Source organism: Candidatus Uhrbacteria bacterium (assembly GCA_016699205.1).
Classification (GTDB): Bacteria; Patescibacteriota; Patescibacteriia; order 2-12-FULL-60-25; family 2-12-FULL-60-25; genus CAIXDN01.
The window spans coordinates 860,566-884,379 of the sequence record CP064964.1; the positions used below are offsets into that span (position 1 = coordinate 860,566).

30 protein-coding genes and 2 tRNA genes are annotated in these 23,814 nt (G+C 50.9%); 17 read left to right on the forward strand and 15 right to left on the reverse strand.

Annotation, left to right across the window (positions count from 1 at the left end; genetic code table 11):
- Position 1 precedes the first annotated feature (1 nt).
- The 4 genes from IPH19_04235 to IPH19_04250 are packed head-to-tail and all read left to right on the forward strand — an operon-like array spanning position 2 to position 2,743.
- Positions 2-877, forward strand: coding sequence for a hypothetical protein (locus IPH19_04235; GenBank protein ID QQR60590.1), 876 nt, complete (start codon positions 2-4; stop codon positions 875-877).
- On the forward strand, positions 874-1,416 hold the full coding sequence (locus IPH19_04240) for an inorganic diphosphatase (protein QQR60591.1): 543 nt from the start codon (positions 874-876) through the stop codon (positions 1,414-1,416). Before IPH19_04235 ends, IPH19_04240 begins: the two co-directional genes overlap by 4 nt.
- 3 nt (positions 1,417-1,419) lie before the next feature.
- Positions 1,420-2,154 carry a hypothetical protein gene (locus IPH19_04245; GenBank protein ID QQR60592.1) on the forward strand — a complete coding sequence of 245 codons (735 nt, stop codon included), beginning with the start codon at positions 1,420-1,422 and terminating at the stop codon, positions 2,152-2,154.
- Between the two features lie 31 nt (positions 2,155-2,185).
- A complete protein-coding gene (locus IPH19_04250; protein ID QQR60593.1) occupies positions 2,186-2,743 on the forward strand; it encodes a hypothetical protein in 558 nt (185 codons plus the stop codon).
- A gap of 32 nt (positions 2,744-2,775) precedes the next feature.
- On the opposite strand, the gene IPH19_04255 is transcribed toward IPH19_04250, so the two are convergent.
- The 3 genes from IPH19_04255 to IPH19_04265 form a co-directional block, all read right to left on the reverse strand.
- Positions 2,776-2,852 (reverse strand) — tRNA-Ile (locus IPH19_04255).
- A gap of 55 nt (positions 2,853-2,907) precedes the next feature.
- A complete protein-coding gene (locus tag IPH19_04260) occupies positions 2,908-3,480 on the reverse strand; it encodes a hypothetical protein (GenBank protein ID QQR60594.1) in 573 nt (190 codons plus the stop codon).
- A gap of 7 nt (positions 3,481-3,487) precedes the next feature.
- Positions 3,488-4,090 (reverse strand): histidine phosphatase family protein, encoded by a 603-nt coding sequence (locus IPH19_04265; GenBank protein QQR60595.1) that lies wholly within the window; start codon positions 4,088-4,090, stop codon positions 3,488-3,490.
- A 46-nt stretch (positions 4,091-4,136) separates the two neighbouring features.
- On the opposite strand from IPH19_04265, the gene IPH19_04270 reads away from it, so the two are divergent.
- Positions 4,137-4,775, forward strand: a complete 639-nt coding sequence (locus IPH19_04270; GenBank protein QQR60596.1) for a kua-ubiquitin conjugating enzyme hybrid localization domain protein — start codon at positions 4,137-4,139, stop codon at positions 4,773-4,775.
- A 42-nt stretch (positions 4,776-4,817) separates the two neighbouring features.
- On the opposite strand, the gene IPH19_04275 is transcribed toward IPH19_04270, so the two are convergent.
- The 3 genes from IPH19_04275 to IPH19_04285 form a co-directional block, all read right to left on the reverse strand.
- Positions 4,818-5,390 carry a methyltransferase domain-containing protein gene (locus IPH19_04275; GenBank protein ID QQR60597.1) on the reverse strand — a complete coding sequence of 191 codons (573 nt, stop codon included), beginning with the start codon at positions 5,388-5,390 and terminating at the stop codon, positions 4,818-4,820.
- Positions 5,391-5,495: 105 nt separating this feature from the next.
- Positions 5,496-5,570, reverse strand: a tRNA-Gly gene (locus tag IPH19_04280).
- A 48-nt stretch (positions 5,571-5,618) separates the two neighbouring features.
- Positions 5,619-7,832, reverse strand: coding sequence for a lamin tail domain-containing protein (locus IPH19_04285; GenBank protein ID QQR60598.1), 2,214 nt, complete (start codon positions 7,830-7,832; stop codon positions 5,619-5,621).
- Positions 7,833-8,271: 439 nt separating this feature from the next.
- Between IPH19_04285 and IPH19_04290 the strand changes: the two genes are divergently transcribed.
- The 6 genes from IPH19_04290 to IPH19_04315 all read left to right on the forward strand — a co-directional run bounded on the left by IPH19_04290 (position 8,272) and on the right by IPH19_04315 (position 12,706).
- Positions 8,272-8,781 (forward strand): hypothetical protein, encoded by a 510-nt coding sequence (locus tag IPH19_04290; protein QQR60599.1) that lies wholly within the window; start codon positions 8,272-8,274, stop codon positions 8,779-8,781.
- A gap of 135 nt (positions 8,782-8,916) precedes the next feature.
- Positions 8,917-9,540, forward strand: a complete 624-nt coding sequence (gene lexA, locus IPH19_04295) for a transcriptional repressor LexA (protein QQR60600.1) — start codon at positions 8,917-8,919, stop codon at positions 9,538-9,540.
- A gap of 105 nt (positions 9,541-9,645) precedes the next feature.
- Entirely contained in the window at positions 9,646-9,894 is a 249-nt protein-coding gene (locus IPH19_04300; GenBank protein QQR60601.1) for a hypothetical protein, read from the forward strand.
- Positions 9,895-9,903: 9 nt separating this feature from the next.
- On the forward strand, positions 9,904-11,169 hold the full coding sequence (locus tag IPH19_04305) for a DNA polymerase IV (protein ID QQR60602.1): 1,266 nt from the start codon (positions 9,904-9,906) through the stop codon (positions 11,167-11,169).
- Between the two features lie 9 nt (positions 11,170-11,178).
- Positions 11,179-11,460 (forward strand): hypothetical protein, encoded by a 282-nt coding sequence (locus IPH19_04310; protein QQR60603.1) that lies wholly within the window; start codon positions 11,179-11,181, stop codon positions 11,458-11,460.
- A gap of 1 nt (position 11,461) precedes the next feature.
- Positions 11,462-12,706, forward strand: coding sequence for a DNA helicase UvrD (locus IPH19_04315; GenBank protein QQR60604.1), 1,245 nt, complete (start codon positions 11,462-11,464; stop codon positions 12,704-12,706).
- 287 nt (positions 12,707-12,993) lie between these two features.
- On the opposite strand, the gene IPH19_04320 is transcribed toward IPH19_04315, so the two are convergent.
- Positions 12,994-13,617 (reverse strand): adenylate/guanylate cyclase domain-containing protein, encoded by a 624-nt coding sequence (locus IPH19_04320; protein ID QQR60605.1) that lies wholly within the window; start codon positions 13,615-13,617, stop codon positions 12,994-12,996.
- A 160-nt stretch (positions 13,618-13,777) separates the two neighbouring features.
- Here IPH19_04320 and IPH19_04325 point away from each other — a divergent pair, with 160 nt between their 5' ends.
- Entirely contained in the window at positions 13,778-14,047 is a 270-nt protein-coding gene (locus IPH19_04325; GenBank protein QQR60606.1) for an RNA-binding protein, read from the forward strand.
- A 51-nt stretch (positions 14,048-14,098) separates the two neighbouring features.
- Here the strand turns inward: IPH19_04325 and gatB are convergent, their stop codons facing one another.
- From gatB to IPH19_04340, 3 genes are read right to left on the reverse strand one after another with little or no spacing between them, the layout of a single operon-like run.
- Positions 14,099-15,634: an Asp-tRNA(Asn)/Glu-tRNA(Gln) amidotransferase subunit GatB gene (gene gatB, locus IPH19_04330; GenBank protein ID QQR60607.1), complete on the reverse strand. Its 1,536-nt coding sequence runs from the start codon at positions 15,632-15,634 to the stop codon at positions 14,099-14,101.
- Positions 15,635-15,652: 18 nt separating this feature from the next.
- Positions 15,653-16,408, reverse strand: a complete 756-nt coding sequence (locus tag IPH19_04335; GenBank protein ID QQR60608.1) for a hypothetical protein — start codon at positions 16,406-16,408, stop codon at positions 15,653-15,655.
- Positions 16,409-16,414: 6 nt separating this feature from the next.
- Positions 16,415-17,203, reverse strand: coding sequence for a hypothetical protein (locus tag IPH19_04340; GenBank protein ID QQR60609.1), 789 nt, complete (start codon positions 17,201-17,203; stop codon positions 16,415-16,417).
- Between the two features lie 110 nt (positions 17,204-17,313).
- Here IPH19_04340 and thyA point away from each other — a divergent pair, with 110 nt between their 5' ends.
- The 5 genes from thyA to IPH19_04365 all read left to right on the forward strand — a co-directional run bounded on the left by thyA (position 17,314) and on the right by IPH19_04365 (position 20,523).
- A complete protein-coding gene (thyA, locus tag IPH19_04345) occupies positions 17,314-18,228 on the forward strand; it encodes a thymidylate synthase (GenBank protein ID QQR60610.1) in 915 nt (304 codons plus the stop codon).
- A 4-nt stretch (positions 18,229-18,232) separates the two neighbouring features.
- On the forward strand, positions 18,233-18,736 hold the full coding sequence (locus IPH19_04350) for a dihydrofolate reductase (protein QQR60611.1): 504 nt from the start codon (positions 18,233-18,235) through the stop codon (positions 18,734-18,736).
- Positions 18,720-19,202 (forward strand): hypothetical protein, encoded by a 483-nt coding sequence (locus tag IPH19_04355; GenBank protein QQR60612.1) that lies wholly within the window; start codon positions 18,720-18,722, stop codon positions 19,200-19,202. Before IPH19_04350 ends, IPH19_04355 begins: the two co-directional genes overlap by 17 nt.
- Before the next feature lie 72 nt (positions 19,203-19,274).
- Positions 19,275-19,754: a hypothetical protein gene (locus IPH19_04360; GenBank protein QQR60613.1), complete on the forward strand. Its 480-nt coding sequence runs from the start codon at positions 19,275-19,277 to the stop codon at positions 19,752-19,754.
- A gap of 157 nt (positions 19,755-19,911) precedes the next feature.
- A complete protein-coding gene (locus IPH19_04365) occupies positions 19,912-20,523 on the forward strand; it encodes a C40 family peptidase (GenBank protein QQR60614.1) in 612 nt (203 codons plus the stop codon).
- A gap of 51 nt (positions 20,524-20,574) precedes the next feature.
- Here IPH19_04365 and IPH19_04370 read toward each other — a convergent pair whose 3' ends face one another.
- The 5 genes from IPH19_04370 to IPH19_04390 all read right to left on the reverse strand — a co-directional run bounded on the left by IPH19_04370 (position 20,575) and on the right by IPH19_04390 (position 23,772).
- Positions 20,575-21,408: a hypothetical protein gene (locus tag IPH19_04370; protein QQR60615.1), complete on the reverse strand. Its 834-nt coding sequence runs from the start codon at positions 21,406-21,408 to the stop codon at positions 20,575-20,577.
- Between the two features lie 2 nt (positions 21,409-21,410).
- The gene (locus IPH19_04375; protein QQR60616.1) at positions 21,411-21,968 is read right to left on the reverse strand and encodes an adenylyltransferase/cytidyltransferase family protein; all 558 of its coding nucleotides are present in this window, start codon (positions 21,966-21,968) and stop codon (positions 21,411-21,413) included.
- A 47-nt stretch (positions 21,969-22,015) separates the two neighbouring features.
- Positions 22,016-22,444 carry a dUTP diphosphatase gene (locus tag IPH19_04380; protein ID QQR60617.1) on the reverse strand — a complete coding sequence of 143 codons (429 nt, stop codon included), beginning with the start codon at positions 22,442-22,444 and terminating at the stop codon, positions 22,016-22,018.
- Entirely contained in the window at positions 22,441-23,007 is a 567-nt protein-coding gene (locus IPH19_04385; protein ID QQR60618.1) for an AAA family ATPase, read from the reverse strand. Before IPH19_04385 ends, IPH19_04380 begins: the two co-directional genes overlap by 4 nt.
- A gap of 72 nt (positions 23,008-23,079) precedes the next feature.
- Positions 23,080-23,772, reverse strand: a complete 693-nt coding sequence (locus tag IPH19_04390) for a 50S ribosomal protein L1 (GenBank protein QQR60619.1) — start codon at positions 23,770-23,772, stop codon at positions 23,080-23,082.
- Positions 23,773-23,814 lie beyond the last annotated feature (42 nt).

The following is a 23,814-nucleotide window of genomic DNA, read 5'->3' on the forward strand; positions in this document are numbered from 1 at the left end:
TATGTCTATTGAGCGACCCGAAGTGATGCAGGTAACCGAACGTCTTGAGAGTCGGGCACTTGCGCATTTTCCTGCGAATCGGCTCACATGGACGGATGCTGATTTTGAGAAGGCGCATAAAAAAATGCGGGAGTTGCCACACGTAGGAGAGCGAACGGCGCTTGAGACGCTTAAGGTACTAGAGACATTATCAGAATCCCTCAGCGACTCTGAAGGCGAGGCATGGAAAACGAGTATTGAGACATTTGCTCCAGAACAAGTATTGATGCGTTACGGGTACGGTGCTGATTGGTCGTATGCATTTCATGAGCAGAGGAGATATATGGAGGGAGAGACGGTGCACGAAAAGGATCATGCGACTGAGTCTTCTGTGACGGGAATCGGTAAAAAAGTCGTCCGTGGTCTTGGAAAAATTGTGAAAGAGGCAAAGCGGGAATTGGATGAGACGACGGAAGCAGAAGATCGAAAACGCATCGAGAAAAGTCTTGTTGATGATGCCGGACGTTTGTTTGATGCTGTTTATCAGAATGAGACAGGGAGAGATCGTATTCAAGTTATACGTTTGGATGGTCCGAGGGGTCCGGTGTATCTTTGCGTCCAAAATGGAAACCATCGCCTCGCCGCCGCGAGATTGATCGGGTTGCGAAGGGTGAGAGGAGAGGTCCAGTCATGTAAGGATGGAAAGGGCCTAGAGCATTGGTATGATTTTCTTGCCGCGCTTCCGCCTGGCGATCGACAGATATGGCAGGTGCGTTATAACGAGCTCTATCCGGCAACAGAAGCGGATTGGGTTAAAGATGATCGTGAACTAGAGGCGGCAGCTCAGCGGCACGTGATTGACGGCGCGAGCGCAAGTTTGTACCGTAAAGACCTATGAAAGGTATCAATCTCTATCACGAGGTCCCGTGCGGCACACCGGATGAATTCAATGTTGTCATTGATCTTCCAAAGGGCTCGTCCAACAAAGTCGAGTACGATGAGGAGGGCGGTTATTTCAAGCTCGACCGCGCTCTGCATCAGTCGACCTTTTATCCGTTTGACTATGGATTTATTCCACAGACGCATGCTGGGGACGGCGATGCGACGGATGTCTGTCTGCTTCTTACGCATCCGACATTCTCGGGCTGTGTCGTGAAGGCGCGCGCCATCGGTATGATCAAGACCTCGGATCAGGATGGTGATGATGCCAAAATTATTGCCGTGCCGGTTTCCAAGGTTGATCCACGTTTTGACGAGATGCAGTCGATCGATGATTTGCCGAAGCATGTGCAAGAAGAGTTTTTGATCTTCTTTAAGGAGTATAAGAAACTTGAAAAGAAAAAGTACGACAAGATCACGATTGGCGGATTTGGCGATGTCGAGGAAGCCAAGGCGGAGATTCAGTCATCGATGGAGGCGTACAAGGCCAAGCACTAACCCATGGCCATCAATCCCGTCCTCATCGTTCGTCGTTTCCGCATTCAGGAAGTGAAATGGGAAACAGCCGAGACGTATACGCTCGTTCTTGCGCCGGAAGACGCAAATGACATGCCTGCCTTTAAGCCGGGGCAATGGGTGTATTTGCATTTGTTCCATGAGGACGGAACGATGTGGGCAAAAGCTGCTTACTCGATTTCGCTTGCGCCGGAAGAATGTTCGCAGCGGTTGGAGCTTGGGATTAAATTGCATGGCGATTTCACCAAGCGCGCTTCTAAGCTGATGCCGGATGACTTGGTTGGCGTGCAGGGACCGTTTGGCGTGTTTGTTTTACCGCCAGGAGACTCGCCGCTCGTTATGTTTGCCGGCGGAATCGGTGTTACGCCGCTACGCAGCATGCTGCGTTCGTTGATTGCTACGGGTGCGACTCGACCTGTAACGTTATTTTATTCCAACAAGTACGTAGAGGAGTCGCCTTATCTGGAAGAATTTCTTGCGTTAGCAGATAAGGCTCCGTGGTTCCGTTTTATTCCAATCCTGACACAGCAAGCGCCGATCGATTGGAAAGGCGAGCGCGGACGTCTTGATTTGGCAATGCTTCAGCGTCACTCCGTTATCGATCCGAGCTTCACCTATCTCATGTGCGGTCCAAAGCCGTTTATGGAGAGCATCAAAGCTTTTCTTAAAGAGGCCGGAATTGACACGAAGAAGCAGTTGAAAGAGGAGCTGTTTGGCTAGGGCGTGTGTTTTGGGGTAGCATATGCCCCATATGAATAAAATGTCCGCTGCGATCTTTGCGCCGTTGTTAGCCGTGAGTTTGATGGGTGCGGGATGCAATCCATTCTCCGGTGTCCAAGATAAGATCAATCAAAAAATTGGCGAGTCGATCGCGGAAAAGATCATTGAGACGGGTTCCGGCGGCAAGGTCGATGTGGATGCGGACGGCGGAAGTTTTTCATTCAAAGATCCAAAGACAGGGGAGACGGTTGCTCTTGGAACCAATGTAAAGATTCCGGCAGGCTTTCCCACGGATATTCCTCGCTACGATGGCGCGCTGCCGAGTATCGCTTCTCTCACCAAAGATCAGAAGCGTGCCGTCCTCGCTGTGACCATTTTTGATGTCGAGCCTCGCATCCTTGCCGAGTGGTATGAGAAGCAGATTATTGCTAACGGCTTTGAGCGCAAGACATCGGCACCTGTGTCGGAATCATTATTTAGCGAGTATCGTAAAGGAAACACAAAAATGATCATGACGGTCCTGGGTCAGAAAGATGATAGCGGTAAGTGGGCTGTTTCTGTTCAAATCAGTCGTGAAGAAACGGAATAGAAAAAATCCCCCGATCGGGGGATTTTTTTCTATGGTGGGCGTGGATGGAGTCGAACCATCGACCTTTACATTATCAGTGTAACGCTCTAACCAACTGAGCTACACGCCCTAAATACGATTGTTGCGGGCTTAGATTAGCCGATTCTTTTGGATCGTGCAAGACCCTAGGATTTGGCCTCTTTCGCCGCCTTGGAGAGGCGGTCGTCCATCAGAAGGGCGCCCGCAAAGGCTGAGACTAGCAAAAGAACATAGAGAGCCATGTATCCCGTGATGGTTACGGTTTGAAAGCGCGAGATGGCCAAAAAGAAGGCGTAATACCACGAGACAATGGAGATGCCGCCTGAGATGAAGGCGCGCTGCCGAATCTCCCGGAATCGCTTGGCTTGAGGATGAGGGTCCTCATGAAAAGCGATACGGCGTAGTGAAGGTGTTACCGCAAAATGTAGGAACCAGCCGTTTAAGAGGAGGACGAGAACGACACCCATCTTGGAAAGAAATTTTGCCGATGTCAGCAGTCTGGCTGGATCATGCAAAAATAATCCCAGACCAGTTAACGCTAGAATAACGACACCGATCCAGAGAATGCGTGACAAGGTCTGCATGAAATCGGCTTCCGTGCGCGAGATGCGGAAATCCTTCAGAAATTTCATGAAGAAAATATCCGTCACGGTTGCGCCGCCAACACCGATCGCGAAGCCGAATAGATGAAGCGCAAGAAGGAGGCGTTGGGTATCCATGGAAATATTATATCACTGATGATCGATCAAAGATTTTTTCTGCGGAAATCAATTCATGGCCGTTAAACTCCAGCTTCCAGCAGCAGCCCGGAGGAAAATCGATGAGCGGAATATGGCTCCAGTCATTTGCGTCTTGGAGCTTCAAAATGGCGGAGACCATGGATTCACGGTGACTGACGGCAACAGCACAAGTATTTTCATCGATAGAATCCAAGAGATCGTGCAGAGCACTGATGACGCGTGTGGAGAGTTCTTCAAATTGTTCAATGTCTTTTAACTTGAGTTGGAACGGTGTTTGATCGTAACCGGCGGCGACACGGAATGCGTCGAGCGGTTTGCCGAACCAATCGCCAACCTGCCACTCGATGAGACGTTCATCGGTTTCTACCTCGCGGCTGCCAAGTGTTTGGGCGATAATTTCTGCCGTCTCGCGCGTACGCAGATAGGTTGAGGCGACGATACGCATCGGATTGCAGCCGGCGTCCAAGATATCTTTGGCGAGCGCTTGCGCTTGATGTATGCCTTGGCTGCCGAGCGGAAAGTCGGCGGTATAAAAAACACGGGTTGGATTCTCGACTTTGCCGTGACGTGCCAGATAGATCGTTTTCATGCGTGGGAGCTTAACAAAAGCTGCTTGATAAGGATAGGATGTGCGCATGCGCAAATATTTGCCGTTTGAAGTATTGGCTTTTTTGTCGGCCTGCGTTTGCATTGGTGTTTTGTTTTATCGATGGTATGTATTGGGTTTTGGCTCTTGGGTTTTAACCCCGCTTGCGGCGATTGCCGGTTTGCTTGCCGCGGATGTGACATCGGGATTTGTTCACTGGTGGATGGATACTTGGGGAACACCGGAAACACCATTTTTTGGAGAGATGTTTATCCGCGATTTTCGCGTGCATCATACAGACCAACAAGAAATGACCCGTCATGGATTTTTTGAGACAAATGGCAATAACGCGATTGCCGCCTTGCTTGTGCTCGTTCCGTCCGTTATCTGGACTTCGGATCGGCCAGAAGTTTTGGTATTTTTGATTTTATGGATGCTGGGTATTCTTTTCACAAATCAAATCCATAAGTGGGCGCATCAAGCACAGCCGCCGGTTCTTGTTATGAAGCTGCAATCGTGGGATCTCATCCTCTCGCCATCGTTACACGCAAGACATCATGCCTGGCCGTATACGACTTACTATAATATTACGACAGGCTGGCTTAATTTTTTGATCGAGAAGCTTCGGATGTATTCTGCATTGGAGCGCGGGATCGTTTTTGTCACTGGTTGGAAGCCGCGCCCATAAAAATGTAAACGCCCCGCATCCAGTAAGAATGCGGGGCGTTGTTCAGAGGGGTTTGCGCGCGAGTAGAACGAGGACCTCGTTGTTCAACTCCTGTCCTTGGGGACCGCGCTGTGCGCAGGAGCGCATCTCGACGCTCTTGGTGATGATCTCCCACTTGGCGTAGGCCTTGAGGGTCTCGTCGACCTTGGGAAAGAAGCGCTGGTGGCCTGCGCGCGCCAGGTCGCCGTTCTCGGTGAACTGCAGGATGGCGTGGTATCCGCCCCGCTTGAGCGAGGTCCGGATGTGGTAGAGGCGTTCGATTGCATCCTCGGGCCTCAGGTAGTGGAGGCTGAACGAGTTGATGATCGCGTCGCGGTTGTTGTAGCCGATACGGAAGTCGCGCATGTCGCAGACCTCGGTATGGATCTCGAGATTCTCCTTGGCGGCCATCGCCTTCAGAGTATCGATCTCTTTGGCGTTCTTGTCCCAGGCCTCGACCTTGATGCCTTGGCGAGCGAGATAGAGGGCGTTGCGGCCTTCGCCTGAGCCCATGTCGAGCGTCATGCTGCCGCGGGGCAGTTTCTCTGCCAATTGAACGATGATGTTCTCCGGTTCGCCTTTGCCGTATACGGCCATGATCGACCCCCGTGAAAAAGGTGCCGACGCATTGTAATGAAATATCGTGCTTTGTCAACCCGTCAGCCAATACAAAAACGCCCCGATTTCTCGGAGCGTTGTTGTTGGAGCGGGTAGAGGGAGTCGAACCCTCATCTCTACCTTGGCAAGGTAGCATAATAGCCGCTATACGATACCCGCTCGGTCACCGTATTATTTCCGGCGACCCATACGTTATCAAGGCTCGATTTATTGTGCAAGGGCAGCGAGTTTCTTGAGTTTTCGGTCCTTGGCTAGGCGTCTGAGGCGTTTATAGCCCTCTGTAACGGCGATGGTAACTCCAGCGGCGCCAAAGGGCGTCCAAGCGGGCCAGGTCGTTTTAGGTTCTCCGACAGGGGCTAGCTTGGCATGGGCGATAATCTCGATTTCCGGAGTTTGGCGGGGGTAGAGGATCGGTTCTTCAGCGCGGGTGTCGATGATACCCGTGATGCGTACGAGGTCGCCTTTGGAGAGGCGTTCTGCCCGGTAGCCGGTTACCGGACGGATTTTGACCGTGATCGGGACACCGCCAAGCTCCAGGTTTACGCGGCCGCTACCGGTTTCAAGCACGGTGCCTGTTACCTGGATCAGACTCCAGGCATCTTCTTGTGATGGAGCGAGGAGATCGACGACGCGGGGTTCAATCGATTCTGTTCCTTCCAGCTTTACCCATTTATCTTTGGAGAGCATCTTTAGCGATAGACCGTCATCGTTCAAGCTTAATGTTCCGGTGAGACGGATTTTGCTGCCGAATTCCGGCGAGAGCTGTTTGCTAGTGCCCCGCACGAGTAGTCCGCGTCCGTCGGGTGTATGGAGCGTGAATTGGTTTTTAGAAAGGATGCCGGGAATGGTTCCGACGGTTCCTTCCAGCGTGACTCGGATTTCCGGTTCTAATTGCGTGAGCATATCGATAGTGACGAGAGGCGGGACTGGATCGACTTTTGGTGTCGTTACTTTTTTAACGGTTGTGGTTTTTGGTTTAGCGGTGCTTGTTGTTTTGGTTGTTGCCTTTGGTTTTGCTGTAGTTGTTTTCTTTTCTTCAGTGGTAACTTGAGTTTGTGTTGTGGTAGCAACGACAATCGGTAGCTCGACTGTTGGAGCTGGTGGGGTGACGGCTGGGATTGGAGCGGGAGCGGAGGTTGTTACTGGGCTTGGAGCGGGTGCCACTTGAACGATTGGCGGCGGATCTTGAATCCAGGCCGTATTGTTTGCGTTTTTTCTCCAGCCGGTTCCGCGCGTTGTTTCAGGAAAAGACATTCGTTCTGCGATGCTTCCGTCGGGACGAGCGAGCTCGACTGAGTCTCCGCTATTATTGAGACGCGCTGAAGCAAGTGAGATGCGCCAGATGTTTCCGTTGATTGAGATACGTTCATTTGCGCCAGCGAATCGATAGATAGAGGCGGAAGCATCATGCAGGCTCCAGTTTTCTGCTTGGGCGAGCGTTGTTCCTGTTGGAACGATTAGCTCAATCCATTCATCGCCGGATTCTGGAGCGGGGAATATCGCATGCAAATGAAGAATGAGTGGAGCGGTTGATGTTGTGATCGCTGTCGGAGTTAGTGCGGGTTCGGGGTTATTTGTTGCGATGGGTGCAGGCTCCGGTTGTTCAATCGTTGGAAGTTCTATCGTCGTTGTTGGAACTTCAGTGATTGGCTCCGTTGATGTCGTGTCTGTTATTTCAAGGGTACTGGATGTCCCGACAAGCGGTTCCAGCACGGGATCTGTTGAAGTAGGCGTTTCCAGTTCGACGACAGGCTCGGTTGATGTAGGGATTTCAATGATGGGTTCTGTCGTTGTTGGTGTTTCGATGATCGGTTCTGGTTCGGGCGATGCTTCTGGTTCTGTGCATGCATCGCAAAAACCTGGAGTTGCGAGATCGTTGATGTCTGGGTCGAGATTTATTGAGGATGTAGCGCTTTGCCAGAGGTTGTCTGCCGTACGGATCATCGATATTTTATTTGGAAGTGATGAGCCTGCCGGAGGTGCGCTGCCATCGCCGGCAGAATCAATAAGCGTGCCGTCGGATGTGAGAAGTTCTATCTTTAATGCGCTATTGGAGAGTGAGATAGCCGTGGTTACAAGCTGTACGGAGGTTGCACTGATGGATTTTTCATCATCGTGGGCGTAGTTGGCGACGAGAAAGGCGCCGTGAGCGGGGATGATGTGTGTTTCGTTGAAGGTGATATCCGATGGGCTTGCGCCGCGCAGAATGTATCCGGTGAGGACAAGTGGTTCATCGGAATTGTTCCAAAGTTCGAGCCACTCATCGGCGGAGGAGAGCGACGAGCCGGCCCACATGACTTCACCGATGATCGGTGTTTGCGCAGCATGCACGGTGTTGGGCGCATGGAAAAAGGGGAGAGGGGAAAGTAGTGCGGAATAAAATAGCGTGCGGAAAAACCTGCCCACGGAGCGTGGGATCATACGCGATTTGGTTACCGGTCCAAGCGCTTATTCGACAAGCATCAAATCAAGCGTTGTTCCCGGGCCTTGATCTACTCCGTTGGAATAATTTAAGTGAAATGTCAAGAGTAGATGTGTGTATAAAACAAAACACCGCCGCTATGCGGAGGTGTTTTGTTTGCAAGCATGGAGCTCGTCGAGACTTGGTAATCTGAGTCTATTGTATGGACGCTATGGCTACCTGTCAATAGCTATTTGTTGCGAGCCGGAGAGGGGAATCGAACCCCTTTGCATAAGATTACCAAGTCTCTGCAAGCTCCAAACCTCCGGCCCGCGTTCTACTCCGTTGGAATAATTTGATCGGATTGTCAAGGGGATGAAGGTGAGCGTATTGACAAAATCGTATTTTAATGGTTATTTCCGTATCGTCCTTTTGATCAATTCGCGGGAGAACCATCGCATGACCCAGGCAGAATCAACGCATGAGCTCGCGACCCGATATTCGGCTCTTGTCGACTATCAGTCGCTCCCTCTCAGTAAGCTCGAGACGTTGTTCGATTACGTCTATGAGAGGTATCTCGAGACCGCGCTTCAGCCGATCGATGCCTGCAAGGGTGTCTCCAAGGAGCCTCGCGAGATCGCGTTCGAGTTCGTGCACCTGAACCGCTTCATCAGTACCGAGGAAGCTCTCAGTGAGCTCAAGCGCCTCGGTTTCCGTCCTGCGCTTCACGAGGAGGCAATCACGGTGGCGCCGCATCTCGCAAAGCAGCATGCGGCAACAATGTCGCCGCAGTGCGCCATGTCCGTGAAGACGTATCCGATCGCGGTGCTGGGCTCCACGCATGTCCAGCGCCATCGGGTTTGCTCGCTGTATCTCTACTGGACCAAGGATGATGAGTGGACTCTTTGCGACTATCCCATCGACGCGGGTTGGGTAAGCACGGTCCGTTTCCTCGTCGTTCGTGAATGATTTTTTCTCTGACCGCTCATCTGAAAAGGTGAGCGGTCTTTCGTTTTAATAGAGTGGGGGATGTGGATAAGTTTTATTTTAATTGATTTTATAGGCGTTTGACTTTTGTTCTAGTGCGTTCTATTCTTGTTCTATATGCCAGCCCCTCTCACGCCAAAACAAAAAGAAGTTCTCGATTACATCGTGAATTTCATCAACGAGCACGGTTATCCTCCGTCGTATCGTGAGATTGCCGGCGGATTGGAGCTCGCGTCCCCTTCTACGGTTCACACGCATGTTCAAGCTTTGCGTACGCGCGGATTTTTGCGCGGCGCAGAATCAACAGGAGGCAATCGTGAACTTGAGCCGACCGACAAAGCCGTGCGTTGGGGCCGCAGTGTTATCTTGCCGCTTAAAGGTTTGATTACAGCCGGACAGCCGATTGAAGCGGTGGAAGAGCGCGAGACATTCGCCGTTCCGGTGGACCTAGTCCCCGACTCCGCCAATTCTTATGTTTTGCGCGTGAAGGGAGAATCCATGATCGATGAAGGAATTTTTGATGGCGATTATGTGATCGTGGAAAGAAACCCGTCTCCCAAGAATGGTGAAGTTGTCGTTGCGCTTCTTGAGAATGCTTATGCGACGCTGAAGAAGTTTTATCGGGAGAAAGATCGTATCCGTTTGCAACCAGCCAATAAAACCATGCAGCCGATTTATTGTTACGATCCGTTAATTCAAGGCGTGGTACGTGCTGTTATCCGTTCGTACAGACAGGTTTAGCCACTATCGAGCGTCCGGAGTCGCCAAAATCCAGGCAAGGACGAGTTGCGTCGCGCAGCTCGTGATTTTGACGACTCCGGATCCTTGATCCATTCATTGTCGCCTATGTCTTATGAAGCCGTGCGCGAGCCTGTAGAAGTGCTCGTTGCATTCCGTCAAAATCGTCCAGAACCCATGATGTTTAAGTGGGGCAAACAGCATTATCAAGTGAAAGCCGTGAACTTGGTACACGCTGAGCGCGTTGGTCGTGAAAAAGTGTATTACTTTTCCGTGTCCGATGACGCGAATGCCTATCGCCTATCGTTTCATACAGAATCTTTAGGCTGGCAGTTGGAAGAGATGTGCGTTCTATGATGAATCATTATGCCCGAACGGATTATTATCCATGTCGACATGAATTCGTATTTTGCTTCTGTAGAACAGCAAGCGAATCCGTCTTTGCGTGGGCGTCCGGTCGGGGTATGTGCGTATTTGCATCCAGGTGGATGTATTATTGCTGCTTCGGTTGAGGCAAAACAACGCGGCGTAAAGGTTGGAATGACGGTCGATCAAGCACGAGAAGTCTGTGCTCAGACGATTTTTGTACAGAATGATCCGACAAAATATCGAGCCGTCACATCTCGTTTTTTTAAAATTCTTCACGACTTATCCGACACGATCGAACATTATTCTATTGATGAGGCTTTTGTAGATTTAACCGGCTGGGTGCGTGATGAGGCTGAGGCGGCTTTTTTGGCGAGTCGAGTGAAATATCGCTTAACAACAGAGGTGGGCGATTGGCTCAGATGTTCTATTGGGATTGCGCCTACGCGTTTTTTAGCCAAGTTTGCGTCTGAAAGAAAAAAACCGGATGGTCTGACATTTGTGAATGCATCCAACATTGACGACCATCTTTCGCGAGTGGATCTTGAGGATTTGTGCGGCATTGGCCCGCGGCTTCGTCGGCGTTTGCATCGATATGGAATACGGACGCCGCTTGAGCTGAAATATCATCCGATCGGAAATTTGATGCGTTTGCTTGGAAAGAATGGTTTTTATTGGTGGAGCCGTTTGCATGCTATGGAATGCGAGAAGCTGTCTTCTGGTGATACGCTTCCTAAATCCGTCGGGCATTCTTACTGCGTTCCTAATCGTGTTAATCGCGAAGGTAATGTCGAAGCTGTATTAACCAAGCTGACTGAGCGCGCAGGGCGACGCTTGCGTGCTTATGGGCTTTTGGCTCAGAGTGTCTCTATTTCCGTCGGACTGCGATCAGGCGAGTATGTCGGTGATTGGGTACGGTTTGAAGAATCGGCAGATGATTCATTTTCTATTGTGCGTCAGGTATCACGTCTTCTGCATCGCGTGTGGCACGGTGAAGCGGTGAGTTTTTTAGCGGTGACCCTCGGCGAGCTTTCGCTGCCGGATGGTCAAATGCGCTTCGGAGATTTGCTTGAGCCGGCTCAGGGCGTTCATGATGCGCCTGGTTTGCGAGATCCTGGGATTTTACGGGTCTCTAAATCTGTTGATTTGATCCGGGATCGCTATGGAGATAGCTCTATTGTCTTTGGGCGGATGTTTCGTCTGGGTGATGAGGCTCCGGATCGTATTGGATTCCGTAAGATTGTCGGCGCGGGATATGAGAGGTAAGATCGCTTTATGCCTATTTGGAGGATCTATGTTTTTGTTCTCGTTGTGATTGCCATGGGGGTTAGTTTTGTTTATTTACGGCTTAATAATTCATCGATTCCCATTGAGGAGCCTGTGGAGGTTGTTATTGAGCGTACGGTAATCACTGAGGCCGAAATTGTAGAAAGAACCAATCCGGCTTTTTATCGAGGGGTGAAGAATGGCGATGTGGTTCTGCGTTATCAGAATCGTCTTGAACTTTATCGACCGGATGAGAAGCGGGTTATTCAGAGTGTTCCGCTCAACAGGTGATATGCGCGTGATTACGGATTTTCATCTCCACTCCAAATGGTCGCGGGCTTGTTCCAAGGATCTGACTTTGCCGAATATCGCGCATACGTGCGAACGGAAAGGTATCGATTTTGTCGGAACTTCTGATTTTACGCATCCAGCTTGGCGGCAAGAGATTGTTCGGGATTTGGTCGATGATGGCGGCGGTACGTTTCGATTGCAGGATGGATCGTCCAAGACGCGTTTTCTTCTTTCAACGGAACTCTCCTGTATTTACAAACGGGGCGGGAAAGTCCGCCGTGTACATTTGTGTATTTTGTGTTCCTCGCTAGAAGGCGTTGATCGGTTTACGAAAGCGCTTGTTAATCGCGGATGCAACTTAAAAGCCGATGGCAGGCCTATTCTTGGTATTGATTCGGAAGAACTGTTGAAGATGCTTTTGGATGCTGATCCTGGCGCCTTGATGATTCCGGCGCATGCTTGGACTCCTTGGTTTGCGGTTTTTGGTTCCCAATCCGGATTTGATTCGCTTGAAGAATGTTTTGGCGAGATGACGCCTCATATCCATGCGATCGAGACGGGTCTCTCTTCTGATCCAAAGATGAATTGGCGTTTGCCTTCACTTGATCAAGTATTTTTGGTTTCAAATTCCGATGCGCATTCACTTGATAAGCTCGGACGCGAGGCAAATGTTTTTGAGATGAAGGAGCCGAGCTTTGCGGAGCTGCGTCGTATCTTGGTAGAGAAAGATGTGAAGAAATTTATCGAGACGATTGAATTTTTTCCTGAAGAGGGGAAATACCATGTGGACGGACATCGTCTTTGCGATTTCTCTTGCACGCCGCAAGAAACAAAACGCTTGAAAGGCTTGTGTCCAAAATGTGGAAAGCCGCTTACGGTCGGTGTGTTACATCGTATCGATGATTTGGCGGAGCGGGCAGAAGGCGAGCGCGGGAAACTAGCTGTGCCATTCCGCTCGATTGTTCCGCTCGCAGAATTAATCGGTAGCGTTCTGGATGTTGGACCATCTTCAAAGAAAGTTGCGAGAGAGGTTGAGCGATTGGTGAAGGATGGGCGAACGGAGTTTGGCGTTTTGCTTGATGAGCCAGCCCAAGTGCTATCGCAGCATGTATCACCGGAAATCGTTGAGGCTATTTTGCATATGCGTAAAGGGGAGATGGATATTAGGCCTGGTTTTGATGGGGAATATGGCGTGATCCGTGTCGCGCAAGATACGCCCAAGCAAAAACAGCAGAATCTTTTGTAATGAAAATCCCTCAGCGTATCGCTGAGGGATTCTCCTCCGTTCGGAAAAGTGTGACTATGCACGCTTCTTCGACTTCTTCGCGGCCTTGCGCTTCGGCGCGGCCTTACGCTTGGTCGTCTTTTTTACGGCCTTGCGCTTTGTTGCTTTCTTTTTTGCTGCCATGTTTATCAGCTCCTTTCTTGTTTCACCGTCGGATTTAATTTCCAATCGGTGCTCGTGTTACGCGTCTAAAAAGATCACGTTAACGATAGCACTAAAAGTATAACACAGATTTTCTATTTTGTGTGTCAAGAAGCAGATGTGGATAGTCGATGTGCGAACATTGTGACGCCGCTGATCGTGATTGGAACTTTTTCAAAGCGGAATTTTTTATTCTTTACCAACTTGCGCGCAGCACTCGTTAAAAGAATTTCTCCGCGCTCCGCAACATCTTCTCCAAGTTTGGAAGCAAGATTCAATTCATTGCCGTACATGTCTTCACAGAACAATAACACTGGTCCATGACCGATGCCGATGGAAACGTGTACATCGCTCATATCGTCCGTCATCAAGTTAGCGATTTCCAAATCGTGATGGATTTGTTCGGATGCAAGCAGGGCTTTTTCCGGTGTTGGGAAAACGGCAAAGCAGTTATCGGCCTCGAATTTAATCACGATGCCGTCATATCTGCTTACGATCGGTCTAACGATACGTAGCATGCGCTGGATCATGGCGAGGTAGTGGATGATGCCATAGCGCTGGACGGTCTTGGAGAAGCCGGACATGTCTAAAATAAAGATCGTGCGGAGCTGTTTAAAGCTCTTTTTGATCTTGGCGTCCAGCTTTTTGGTGTGCTCTGGATGTTCAATGCGCTCGTCGAGCAAAGCGTGTAAAAGCTCGCAAGAAGGCAGGGTTTTGGCTTTTTTAGGCATACGCGACCATCTTGACAGTTAGCCAAAATCTTGTCATGCTGTGGATGGATATCAACGTGCGAAGGTCCGTCCTATGGTCGGGGAAGTGGTCGCGCAGACGTGAATCCGTATTCATTCGTTAACGCACGGTCGTGTCTCTTACAGGATACGACTAACCCACATGCCCACGAAATTGTTCGTCGGAGGCATCCCGTACCGCACGTCGGACGAGGAGCTTCGACAGCATTTCTCCCAGGCTGGTGAGGTGCTCTCCGTTTACATCCCGATGGATCGTGAAACGCAGCGCCCGCGTGGTTTCGCCTTCGTTGAGATGGCGGAAGACGCCGCTGCCGACAACGCAATCTCCATGTTTGATGGTACGGACATGGGCGGTCGCCGCATTGCGGTGAACAAGGCCCGTCCGATGGAAGCCCGCGCCCCTCGCGCCTAATCGCGCACGGAGAAAACAAAAATCCATCCTTCACCGGATGGATTTTTGTTTCTAGACTCCGATTTGTTTCTTGATTTCCGTTTCCGCGGCTTCCGGATTTGCGCGGCCTTCTGTTGATTTCATCACGACACCGACAAACCATTTTACGAGCGGAAGTTTTCCGGCTTTGATCTCGGCAACTTTTTCCGGATTCTGTGCTACGAGATCGGTGATGAGTTTTGCGAGTGCCTCCGGATCGTTCATTTGACCGAGATGATGCTCTTCCATGATTTGTGACGGATCGGCTCCGGTGTCGACCATGAGTTGAAGTAATTTTTGTGCATTGGCGGAATTGATTTTTCCGGATTCGATCAAGTGGAGGAATTCGGCAAAGTTTTCCGGGGTGATATTTGCTTGAGTGATCGATTTTCCATGGGCGGAAAGAATGCCGGCGAGTTTGCTGCTCAGCCATCCGGAGACGAGTTTAGCGTATTTTGTTTTGTGATTTGCGAGTAGCTCGCCGCCGCTGACATCGTTTCTTTGGTCTGAAGATTCAAGCCAACCGCCAAGCTCTCCGAGGGTTGCTTCAGCAAAATCTGCCCAGCCTTCATTTGCAACGAGGACGCGCGCGTCTTCCGAGGCAAAACTCCATTCTTCCATCAATCTTGTGCGGCGTGCGGCCGGGAGTTCTGGTAGGCGTGATTTTTCCTGTTCGCGTACCGCTTTCAAGTCGAGCGGACGCAGATCCGGTTCCGGGAAATAGCGATAGTCGGCAAAGGTTTCTTTGAGACGCTGCTCAAACGTAACGTTTTTGTTCTCATCAAAGCCGCGCGTTGCGCCTTGTGGCACGCCGCCGGAGTTGTAGACTTCAAGCTGACGCTCAATCTCATACGTAAGCGCACGCTCGACGGAACGGAATGAGTTCAAGTTCTTGATTTCAATTTTTGGGTTGTAGCCGGCTTTGAGCGGTTTATTGTCGTCATCGACTTCAAGAAGCGAGACGTTGGCGTCGCAGCGCATGAAGCCTTTTTCCATGTCGGCATCGGATGCGCCTACGGCACGGAGAACGGCTTGAAGTTCCTGCAAGAATGCACGAGCTTCATTTGGCGTGCGGATATCCGGCTCTGTGACGATTTCAAGCAATGGCTGACCGGCGCGGTTGAAATCGACGAGCGTGGCGTTGCTGGCACCATCGTGAATGTTTTTTGCGGCGTCTTCTTCCAGGTGGGCGCGAGTGATTCCGACGCGGATACGATCGCGCGGAGGAACGTTGCCGGGAACTTCTACATCAAAATAGCCCTCGATGCAGATCGGATGATCAAATTGGGAGATTTGGTAGCCTTTTGGCAGGTCGGGATAGAAATAGTTTTTGCGGTCAAAGTGAGCTTCATCCGGAATACGGCAGCCAAGCGCGAGGCCTGTGCGTACGCCTAAGCGAACCGCTTCCATGTTGACGGCCGGTAGAGCTCCGGGTTGGCCAGTACAAACATGGCAAATCGCCGTATTTGGCGGTTCGCTGTCGTCGACGTTTGCGCAGCCGCAAAACATCTTGCTTTTGGTTTTGAGTCGGACGTGGATTTCCAGGCCGATAATCGGAAGCAGGCGCATACCATCACACCCTACGCCTTAGCGCGTCTTTTTCAAGGAGTGATAAATCTTCACTTGGTAGATGATTCCAAGAGGAAGGAAAATCGCTTGAACGATGCCGGAAAGGACTCCCTGCAAACCGTCCGTAAGCGAAACTTGGAGGCCCATCGATGAGCTGTTGGCGGCCAAGGCTAGCGACTTATCAAAGCCGACAAAGAGGCCGATGATCATCACGAGGAGGAACATGGAGAGCATCATCAATAATCCGACCATGAAGCCGCTGATAAGCGTGCGGCCAAAGGTCTGCCACCAGCGTCCTTTTACGAGTTCATGCGAGACGGCTAGAGCCTGAGTCCCGCGAGCGCCGCCATCCAAAAGAATAATCGGGGCAAAAGCAAAAGCGATGCTCATCCAGATGCCTGGTAAAACAAAAGCGATTAAGCCGCCAGCGACCGCAAGCGAGCGCAGCACCATGATCCAGATAAAAGGCCAGAAAAGTGCGCGGCCGCGGGTGTCATCGTTTTTTGCTTTGAGATCGCCTGTATCGCGTTTGCGAACAACATCGGTCAAGACAATGGTTGTGTGCGCGATGATAGCGGTGCCAGCCAAGACGGCGATCAAGCGTAAAACCATGGCTCCTCCCGGCGGCAGCGGGCTCGAGAGCAGGGTGGCGATGAAGCCGAGGAGCGAGGCTCCTAGGAAGCGAATCGACAATTCCAAGTTTGGTTTCCAATCACGAATGAATTGGTCCCAACCCGAGCCTAGAAGTTCGCCGTATGGAAGGAGCGGTTTCATAGGATGTTATTTTGAAGCGGTTTCGGACAACGATTTGTAGATGTTTACGAAGACCGATGTTTGCGCAAGCGTGAGCAAGATATTGGCGATGATGGCGACGGCAATGAAGACAAGAAGACCGATCGGTAATCCGATCATGGCGATTGGGCCAAGCGCAGCCAAAGCCTGTGATTGATCGGCGCCTTGTTCAAGGGCGTAGATGAAGGCGCTGATCGGGACGCTGGCGATCGCGATGAACGCAACCATGATGATTCCGAAGATTACCGACACGCCGATTCCGTAGACAATGTTTGGCACAACAAAACGCACCAAGGTTGCCCACCAGCGTCCTTTGACCAGAGCATACGAAGCTTTTAATGCCGCCCAGCCTTTTGTACCTTCATTCAGATAAATCGGAACGGCCATGCTGAACATGAGCGAGAGCCAGATACCTGGAATGATGAAAAGCAAGAATGCTGGAATAAGCAGGAGGCCCATAATCAAACCAATCAAAGCCAGAGAAAGAACATCCTGAACGGAAACGTTTACTTCTTTTTTTGGACTGAGGAAATATTTGAAAAGACCAGCCATGAAATAGAGCGATGCGGCCCAGACGAGAATCGGGCTAAGCGTCTGGTAAGCGACATTCTGTGATAACTCCGGTATCGCGATCATCGGCAAAGCAAAAGCGATGTTGATGAGCAGGGGAACAAAGACCATTCCGAGCGTCCAGCCGAGCGTCGGCTTCCATTCTTTAAACATCGCGTTCCAGGAATCAGCGAGGAGCTTATCGATTCCAATCAGGGGTTGGTTCATATGGCTCATAGGATAGCGAAAAACCTCGCTGACGGGAAGCGTTCCCTAATTCGTATTGACTTCCGGCCTTCCACTCGCGACCATACGGTCACTTACCCCCACCTTTTCCTATGATGAAGCCCCTTACCGAGCGGACGCCGGATGCACAGTATCAGCGTTTATTGCGCGATATTTTGGAGCGTGGGGAGCGTACCAATAGCCAGCAGGGCGTTGATGCGATCACGCTCATGGGGCCAAATCCGATGCATTTTAAGTTTGAGAACGGGTTTCCGATCATCAACGAGCGCAACATGGCTCCGAATGAGTCTGAACGGCTACCTGTGACGATTTGGCGCCAAGCCATCGCTGAGATGTGTGCGTTTGTGAATGGGGTGCGGACACAGCAAGGTCTTGTCGAGTTTGGCTGCCACTGGTGGGAATCTTGGGTGACCCCGGAGAAATGTGCCAAACGCGGTTTGGAAGCCGGCGATCTTGGACCCGGTTCCTATGGCGCCGCGTTTCATGATTTTCCAACGGCAGAGGGGGAGACTTACAATCAATTCAAAAATATTATCGAGCAGATCCGTGAGTTTCCGCATTTGCGAACGCATTTTATTTCACCGTGGATTCCGCAGTACACGATTCGTGGTGAGGGGAAGCAGCAAAAAGTCGTTGTCGCTCCGTGTCACGGCTGGATTCATTTGCGCGTGATCGATAATAAGCTGACGCTTCATATGTTTCAGCGTTCGGCGGATGTTCCTGTTGGTGTTCCTGCAAACATGGTGCAGTATGGCGCTTTACTCATGATGATCGCGCATGCGACGGGAACGATTCCGTACGAATTTGTCCACAGTTTTTCGGACGCGCATATTTATGTCGATCAGGTTCCGGCTGTTGAAATAATGTTGGCGCGTGAACCAAAATCGTTGGCGACATTGAAGATGGATACTTCTGTGAAAGATTTCTTTGACTTCCGAAAAGAACACTTCACGCTTGAGGATTACACACCACATCCGGGTATTAAGGGTATTCCCGTTGCGATTTAGTTACATGATCTCGATTATTGTTGCGGCATCTGATAATGATGTGATTGGGCAAGCGAATGCTTTGCCATGGCGTTTGTCGCGTGACTTGAAAAACTTCAAAGAATTAACGACGGGAAATACTGTCGTAATGGGAAGAAAGACATTTGAGTCGATTATCGCTAGACTCGGACATCCGCTTCCAAATCGTAAAAATGTTGTGATTACCCGTCAGCAGGATTTTGTAGCTTCTTCGGAGGTAGTAGTTGTAAGTTCGTGGGAGGAGGCGATCGAAAAGACGAAGGGTGAAAATATATTTGTAAGTGGCGGTGAGGCAATCTATAGAATTGCGCACGCATATGCAGACAAGCTATATCTCACGCGGGTGCATACGAATATTGAGGGTGGAGATGTTGAAATGCCGATAAAAGATATTTCGAGTACTTGGAATTTAGTGAAGGAAGAACACTGGCCCAAGGATGAGAAGAACGAGTTTGATGCGACATTTCAACTCTATGAGCGCAAGCGATAATCGATTTATCAATCTTTCATCTGTACGTCGCGACGATCAGCGTGATGTGATGGTTGAGATTGCCAAACAGGGGCATTGCCCGTTCTGTGTCGAGAATTTGAAGAAGTATCACAAGAATCCCATTTTGAAAGAAGGGAAGTTTTGGTTTTTGACTGAGAATCAGTGGCCGTATGAGAAAGTAAAGGAACAGCTACTCGCTATTTATAAAACGCATATCGAACATATTTCCGAGATGCATCCGGAGGCGGGGGGCGAGCTTCTCCAAATGTTTAGCGACGAGGCTAAGAAACGGAATATTGGCGGCGGAGTTGTCGCGATCCGTTTTGGTTCTTCCGAGTTGGGGGACTATGGCTCAAGCGTAAAACATATTCACGCGCATCTCATCGAGCCCGATTTGGAGCAGCTCGGAGAAACTGAGGCGTTGAAGTTTACGTATGCGAAGCCGAAGAATTATCGGAAGAAGTAGGTTCATCCATTGACAGGTTGGCCTATTTTGTCTAGCCTTTTATGGCTCGTTGTTTTAGTCTAGGAGGTTGTGATGAGGCTCTCTGATAGCTACCGCGCCAGCTTTGAAGAATATCTGAAGGCGGCCCGACTCGACGTGGTCGATCCCAGGATCACCCCAGAGGAGTTCCCGAACGAAATCTTCACGGATGTCGACATGGGGATCCGCATTGTCCAGCCGTCGCCGCGTTGGTTCGACGGCAAGACCACGATCCTCGTGGATCAGATCGACGCGTGGTTCGCTTCCAGTGAGATGTCGCATTGCCAGCCGGCTGGTCTGGTCGAAGGGCTCTTTCTGTGCGCGCATAGCGATCTCAGTTTCCGGTTCTTCGAATGGCACACGGTGGTTGCGTGGGGGTCCCGTTCTAGGAGTAAGTCGCTCATGCCGTCGTTCCGACAGTTGACAACCGGCCGTGCTGTAGAGTTGGGCATGACCTACAATCCGGCGCTTGCTGCGCACCGCCAGGATCGCTTTGGCCTCGACCTCGCATTTCTTGTGCGGTCTCGGCGCTGACTGAGAAGGCCTGACATGGTTATGTGTCAGGCCTTCTTCATTTCATGAAAATATTTTTTCACCGTGGAAATTCAAGTTTAAACAGCCAAAGAATTATAGAAAGTCGTAGCGTTGACTGAACTACCGGTGTCTGGTAAGTCTTTTGCCGGAGGTTGTCATGCACTTTCAAGCGGTAGGCACGCGATGTGCCGCACACCTTCCTTCTCTTGAGTTGCCGATCGGTGACCGTGAAGCGCTTGAGATTCTCGAGCGCTTGGGCTATCGACGCGTTTCCGTCGACATCGTGGCTTTGGCACGGGCGCAAGTCGGTGTCGGAGTGTATCGGCGCGGGGCGCGTATGCGCGAAGTGCCGAGCACGTTTGACTGCTCGAGCTTCACGAAGTGGCTGTATGGTCAGCGCGGCGTGCGGCTTCCAAGGAAGAGCATCCAGCAGTACGAGGCATGTTCCTTTCTGTCTTCCGGCCGCTTTCTTGCAGGCGATCTCGCCTTCAGCACCGGGGCCTTCTCCTGGTATCGTCATAACCCGGCTTTGGGAATCGGTCATGTCGGACTCGTGACGGATGAACAGACCGTGATTCATGCGGCTAACCCGGACCTCGGGGTCGTCGAGGAACGGTTGGAGGTCTGGCAGGGATGGCAAGGATTCCGCGGTGTGCGCCGATTCATCCCGTCGGATGTGGAGCTCGTCACCCTCGAGTGTCCGCCGGATGCCGAGATCGAATGGTCGGACGATATCCGCTGGAAAATCCTCCAGCGTTTGCCGCGCTAATGAAGAACAAAACAAACTGGCCGCCGTGGAACTCCACGGCGGCCTTGTGTTTTATTTTACAAAGATGATTTGTACGCCTTGGGATTTGAGGATGCGGTCGCCGTCCAATACGCTGTAGCCGTTTCTGTAATAGACTCGACGGATCCCGGAATAGGCGAGCTGTTTGGCGCAAGGCGGACAGGGGAATGTGTCGCAGTAAATGTCGGCGCCTTCAAGAGAAATGCCTTTTTTGGCGGCCTGTGCGACGATATTGGCTTCTGCGTGTATCGCGAGGGATGATTCAAAGTGCTTGCCTCCCGTAAAGTTACTGCGCGGATCGCCTTCATCGTAGGGTGTTTGATCGGCAGGAACGTAGAGATTGTGTGCTTTCAGGATGATCTTGCTGTCCTTGATTGCGAGTGCACCGATGCGACGCCACCAGTCTTTGGCTTTTGTTCCTTCTTTGAGCGCGAGCTCGATCATTTGGCGGTCAAAGTCAGATTCGCTTACTTCCGTGTCGGCAATGACGTCGACGGGGTCGATGGATTTTTTAATGCCCCAACGCAGGAAGATTGTATCTTTCTCGACAGGATTTTTGGAAAAATATTTTTCTACCAAGGATTCCGTCAGTTCATCATCAGAAACAATGAGCGGAGTTTTATCGTTCTGTAATTTTTTTATCGTGTTGTCATCGAGAATATTCACGTGATCAAGCACGCCCCAAGCTTCGATCGACTTTTTTATGAGCTCCGGGTCGAGTTTTCGAATGTCTTTGATGAGGTGTTCGTAGGACGCGATGACATCGTTTCCAAAGATGTATAGTTCTTTGGCGTCCGAATGGCGCTCAAAGAGTCGACGGTACCCTTCATGCAGTACCGGAATATAGCAGACAATCGCTTTGCTCATACCTATTCTTCTTGGGCTCCCAATGTTTCTTGCAAGACTTTGAGTAGCTTCGGTGTCAGTACTTCTTCGAGCTTCTTAGCGGTCTTAAGCTGCATCAAGCGGATCTTGGCGCTTGTGGATGTTGTTGCTTGGCGGTCGAGTACAACGACTTTGCCGCAGAATTCCTCGAGCGCTTTGATTTCTTCCGGGCTGTATGTGTCTTCTACGGCGATTAGGACATCAGGCCGCACGGTTTTAATGAGATCCCATTTTGGATCGTCATGCTTTTTTAGGTAGACAAAATCGACCGGACGCAGATGTAAGACCATTTCCAAGCGTTCTTCTTCTGGAACGACTGGGCGGTCGGCGCCTTTACGGATGCGGATTTTTTCATCGTTATCAATACCGACGATCAGCACATCGCCTTCTTTTTTTGCCGTATCAAGATAGCGCGCGTGGCCGATATGAACCAAATCATATGAACCTTGCGTGAGAACAATTTTGGACCCGAGTGCACGCAGGGCTTCGACGACCGTTTTTAGCTCTGTCTGGTCTCTGAAAGCTCGGCCTTTTTTATACATAAGGTTATGAGTTACGTTATCCGTTCCGGGAGCGTCTATGTCAAGCTTTATGCTCCAGTCGAGCCCCAGCCGCCGCGTGAAGGGCCTGCCGCTGCGCCTTCGTCCCAGTTTGTGCGTGTGACGGGAATGAACATTCCTTGGGCCAAGCGCATACCTTTTTCAATCGTGATCGGTTCGGTCCCTGGATTCCAAAAGAAAAGAAGAATTTCATCTTCCGGACCGCAGAAATCGCGATCAACGATACCGATTGTATTGCCAATACGCAGACCCATTTTTTTGAAGGTCGATGAACGCGGAGCAATCATGAGCATGTGGCCTTCCGGAGCTTGAATCACGAGACCGGTTGGAAGCATCAAGCTTCCGCCTGGCGGGACAATGCCTCCTTCGCAAACAGCGAGATCAAAGGCTGCTGCTTCTGCCGTCTTATATTCCGGAAGCTCGATGCCTTCACGGATTCTGGTAATGCGTGCGTTCATTTTTTTGGAGTGAAGCCGAGTTCGTTCATTGTTGCGTGTACGGCTGTTTCAAATTCTTCACGCGTTCCGGCATTTTGAATCGTCTTCCACGCGCGTTCCATGACAGCGGGAATAGTGATTTCGGTCGGGAAATGTTCTTCTTTTTGGAATTGTTCCCATGTCATCGAGGATTCCGTGGATTTTTCTCCGCGCTTTTTCATGCGTTCAAAACGGAGTTCTGCCGGAGCGTCGATCGAAAGAAGTTTGAAGTGGGGGAGCGGTTCAAGCGCGACAATATCTTCCGGACGGCGGATGCCGTCGATAACAACAATTTCTTCCGGTGCGGATAACGCAATTTTTTCTACGGCGTAGGAGAGAGCGTCTTCTCCGTAGGCATCGCGTAGACCGTTGGAGAGTTTGGTGAAATTTTCACGGGATTTATCGATTCCAAGCGTTTCAAGGACGGTGCCGAGGATTCCGCTGAAGCGGATATAGCCGGCGCCGTATTCATTGCGGAGTAAATCGGCGGCTGTGCCTTTTCCGCAGCCGGCCTGGCCGACGAGTCCGATGATGAGCTTGGGCATAATGGGCGTAAGCGTAACAGACGAGGGGGTAACGCAAAACCCACCGTCAAGCGGTGGGTTTTGGATCGCGGATTAGGCGAGTTCTGCGGTGTCGATTTTGACGCCCGGGCCCATCGTCGAGGTCAAGGTGACCGAAGCGAGGTAAACGCCCTTGGCGGAGGCTGGCTTCACTTTCTTCAAGGCATCGATGAGAACGTTGAAGTTCTCGAGGAGGTTCTTGGCATCAAGCGAGGACTTGCCGATTGCTTGGTGAACGTTGCCGGTGACATCGTTCTTGAAAGCAACCTTACCCTTCTTCACGTCTTCGATGAGCTTCTTGATGTTGGCGCCTACGGTGTCTGTCTTCGGGTTTGGCATGAGACCGGACGGACCAAGGATTTTAGCGACCTTGGCGAGTTTAGGCATCATGTCTGGCGTTGCAACAGCGACTTCAAAGTCGACTTTGCCGGTCTTGGCGAGTTCGTCGATCAATTCCTGGCCGCCGACGATATCAGCACCAGCGTCCTTCGCTTCCTTTTCCTTATCAGCAGCAACGAAAGCGATCACTTTCTTTGCCTTACCGATCGAGTGCGGGAAAATGATGGTTGAGCGGACCTGCTGATCACCCTTTTTGACGTCGATACCGAGATTCACGTGAACCTCGACCGAGCCGTCGAATTTGGTGGTGGCCGTCTTTTTAACGAGCTCCATAGCCTCGGCCGGCTTGTAGAGCTTTTTTGGGTCAACGAGCTTTTTGAGCTCGGTATAACGCTTGGAATGCGCCATACGTGGTTCGGTCGGCCGCTTATTTAGCTAGCCTCCCACATA